The organism is Dietzia sp. (assembly GCF_036741115.1).
Taxonomy (GTDB): Bacteria; Actinomycetota; Actinomycetes; order Mycobacteriales; family Mycobacteriaceae; genus Dietzia.
Genome location: NZ_DAINST010000098.1, coordinates 1 through 1,782, shown reverse-complemented (window position 1 = coordinate 1,782; position 1,782 = coordinate 1). Strand labels below are relative to the sequence as shown.

Annotated in this window: 3 protein-coding genes and 1 pseudogene; all 4 read left to right on the top strand. The window is 66.4% G+C overall.

Annotated features, from left to right (window positions below; translation table 11 throughout):
- Positions 1–479 (top strand): annotated as a pseudogene (locus V7E05_RS12645) (hypothetical protein); the annotation flags it as partial.
- 20 nt (positions 480–499) lie between these two features.
- Entirely contained in the window at positions 500–1,105 is a 606-nt protein-coding gene (locus V7E05_RS12640) for a hypothetical protein (RefSeq protein ID WP_333619999.1), read from the top strand.
- A gap of 37 nt (positions 1,106–1,142) precedes the next feature.
- The gene (locus tag V7E05_RS12635; protein WP_333619998.1) at positions 1,143–1,439 is read left to right on the top strand and encodes a hypothetical protein; all 297 of its coding nucleotides are present in this window, start codon (positions 1,143–1,145) and stop codon (positions 1,437–1,439) included.
- 15 nt (positions 1,440–1,454) lie between these two features.
- The gene (locus V7E05_RS12630; RefSeq protein ID WP_333619997.1) at positions 1,455–1,664 is read left to right on the top strand and encodes a hypothetical protein; all 210 of its coding nucleotides are present in this window, start codon (positions 1,455–1,457) and stop codon (positions 1,662–1,664) included.
- Positions 1,665–1,782 lie beyond the last annotated feature (118 nt).

The window sequence follows — 1,782 nt, the reverse complement described above, 5'->3', positions numbered from 1 at the left end:
CCACGGTCGGGTTCGCTTCTCCGGAGGCCGCGATCGGTTCGTTCGTCGCGAAGCTGGGCGCCGCGGTGGTCAAGCTCGGCGCTCCGACGGCGACGAAGCTGTCGGGGCAGATCATGCAGACCGTGGAGCAGGAAGTCGAGGTCAACTCCGAACTTCCGAAGATGGTGGCCGATGTCAACTACTGGCAGACCGCCCAGCGGCATGGTTCTTACTTCAACACCCCGGCGACCCCGGAAGGGCAGTCGGCCGCGGAAGTGACGAAGGCGTGGCTGATGGCGTTGGCCACGGACCTCGGCGGCGAGGCCAAGGACGCCGCAGGGGGAACGACGTCGGCAGGGTCGTCGACGTCGGTGTCCACGTCGACACCGACGGGCTCGTCGCAGGTGCAGACGTTCGCCCCCTCCACGGCGGCGACGTCGTCGTCGGTTCTCACAGTCAAGCCTTCGTCGGCGGCACCGTCGACGCAGGTCGGGCAGTAGAGGGGAAGGAGGCCACTTCGGTGGTCGCGCAGCCAATGGAAAACAACGCATTTGTGCCCATCACCGACACCGACCGGCTCGGGGTGTGGGAGGAACCGATTCCGGTGGACCCGGGGGCGGGCGCGCCGATGGTGTGGCTGCTGGGCCCGCATGGCGGTGCCGGGGTCACGTGCCTTGCCCACCAGCTCGGGATCGCCGGCGATGCCCGTGGCAAGTGGCCTTCTGGCCGGTGGCCCAATCACGAGTCACCTCTGGTGCTGCTCGTGGCCGCGGAGACGCGGATGGGCCTTGACGCGATGGGGCGGGCTCTACGACAGCACATGGCAGGGCAGGGTTCATCGGCGGAGCTGGTCGGGTTGGTGACGATTCGCCAGTCTCGCAAGCGCCCCAAAGAGCTCGAGCATGAGGTGCGGCGTCTCGAGACGGCGCCGGTGCCCGTGTGGCATGTGCCGTTCATCGAGTCCTACCGCCTGCATTTCCCGCATGAACTTCCGGTGTGGGACCGCCATGGTCCCGCCCAGGAGAAGGGCCGGCGCAAGCCGGACCCGATGGATCACGTTCCTGACGAAATCGCCACCGTGGGCGCGGCTGTCGTCGCTCACGTCAACCAGAAATTCGGGTACTAGACCGGCGCGGCCGGCACCCGAGAAAGGACACCTCATCATGACCACTTCCTTCACCGCTTCCCGTGTTCTCACGGAGACCTATCTCGCGCTCGAGCCCGCGGCTCCTCCCGGCTCGGAGAAGATCACGATGGTCGTCGGCTGGGCCATGTTCATCGGCTGTGTCGGAGTGATCCTCGGGATCATCGGCTCCGGCGTGTGGCTGGCGATCGAGAAGATCACCTCGGGCTCGACCCGCTCGGCGACGATGATGCTCGTCGGCTGTGTCGCTGGCGCGATCATCCTCGTCTCGGCCACGGCAATCTTCTCGGCCATCACCGGCTGGTCGGTGGTGTAGCCGATGCCGTCATCGGTGACTGATCCGCTGAACCAACTGGTCTCGTGGGGACTATGGCTCGGCGCCGTGGTGATGGTCGCGAAGATGATCCAGCTCGCCCCCACCGTCTATGAGCAGTGGCGACGCGCCGAGCGAGGCCGGACCTCGAAGGAATTCATGTGGTGGACGGCCGGGGCGATTGTGCTCTCGTCTGCCGGAACTATCGCCAGCGTCGTCCTGAACTGACATCGCAGGCACCGAACAGGGGATGAAATGATGCACACCCACCGCAGAAAGGTCGCGGCCGCCGCGGCTGCGGCGATGCTCGTGACGCTCGCGGCCGGCTGCGGCAGTGACGAACAAT